We start from the raw sequence: 1,285 nt of genomic DNA on the forward strand, positions 1-1,285 counted from the left end.
AGGCTACCCTGCTCGGCTGAAGCCAGGCGCGCCTGAGAAGGCCCTCAGGCGCGCTTCACTTCGACTTCTTGAGCAATCCAAGCCGGACAAGGCTCTCAGCGGTCGCGACAAGCGCGTCTTCGCGTGATCGCGGCGTCCAGCCAAGCAAGCGCATGGCCTTGGCGCTCGTCGCGTTCCTGGCTTTGCCCAATTCCGTCACGATCTGAGCCGCCTGCCCGTCGAACAGCCCGGCGATCCGGACAAGCCAGTCCGGCAGCTCTCTTGTGGTAACCCGCGACGCCGCATTGCCGAGCCGCGCTTTCAGCGTCCGCGCGATCTCCAGCATCGTCATGAAATCGCCGCTGATGGCCAGGAACCGCTCGCCTTTGGCCGCAGGATTGGTCATGGCGCGCAGATGCAGGTCGGCGACGTCGCGCGCATCGACCACGCCGAAGACCATGCGGGGCAGTCCGGGCATCTCGCCATCCATCAGGCGCCTGATGAAATCGGTCGACGTCGAATGATCCGGCCCCAGGACCGGCCCGAAGATGCCGACCGGATTGACCACCGCCAGTCCCAGTGCGCCGCATTGGGTGGCAATAAAATCCCACGCCGCCCGCTCGGCGAGCGTCTTCGACTTCACATAGGCGCCGACCTTTTCCGAAAGGTTGGTCCAGTTCTCCTCCGTGAACGGACGTCCGACGACCGATGACTGGCCATAACCGACAGCGGCAAAGGACGAGGTGAGCACCACCCGTTCGACCCCGGCATCGCGTGCGGCCCACAGCACGCGCAACGCCCCTTCCCTGGCCGGGACGATCAGGTCGTCCTCATGCTTCGGCACGCCGGGCGGAAAAGGCGAAGCGACATGAAGGACGTACCGGCATCCGGCGACCGCCTCAGACCAGCCTTTGTCGCTCATGAGATCGGAATGGGCGAAGGAAAGCGCGTCGCCCGGCTCGGCGCCGCCGACCTCCAGCATCGCAAGAACATGGGTTTCGCGCCTGGCCGAGCGCACCGTGGTGCGCACGCGGTAGCCAGCGTTCAGAAGCGCTACGATGCAATGAGCGCCGAGAAAGCCGGATCCGCCGGTCACAAGCACCAACTCGCCGCTCATGCCCGCCTCCCTTCGGCACTGTTCCGACCGATGCGGCGCAGTCTGTCAGATGGCGACCTGCGTGCCAATCTCCACGACGCGTCCGGTCGGGATCTGGAAATACTCCGTCGCGTCCGCCGCCGTCTTGGCCAGGCCGATGAACAGCCGGTCCTGCCAGATCGGCATGCCGGAATTGGGTGAAGCCTTCAG

1 protein-coding gene is annotated in these 1,285 nt (G+C 65.4%); it reads right to left on the reverse strand.

Annotated features, from left to right (window positions below):
- Positions 1-55 precede the first annotated feature (55 nt).
- On the reverse strand, positions 56-1,096 hold the full coding sequence (locus tag EOA27_RS36930) for an aldehyde reductase (protein ID WP_126082074.1): 1,041 nt from the start codon (positions 1,094-1,096) through the stop codon (positions 56-58).
- Between the last annotated feature and the right edge of the window lie 189 nt (positions 1,097-1,285).

Origin of the sequence: Mesorhizobium sp. M2A.F.Ca.ET.037.01.1.1, assembly GCF_003998075.1 — a bacterium.
In the GTDB taxonomy this organism is placed as follows: domain Bacteria; phylum Pseudomonadota; class Alphaproteobacteria; order Rhizobiales; family Rhizobiaceae; genus Mesorhizobium.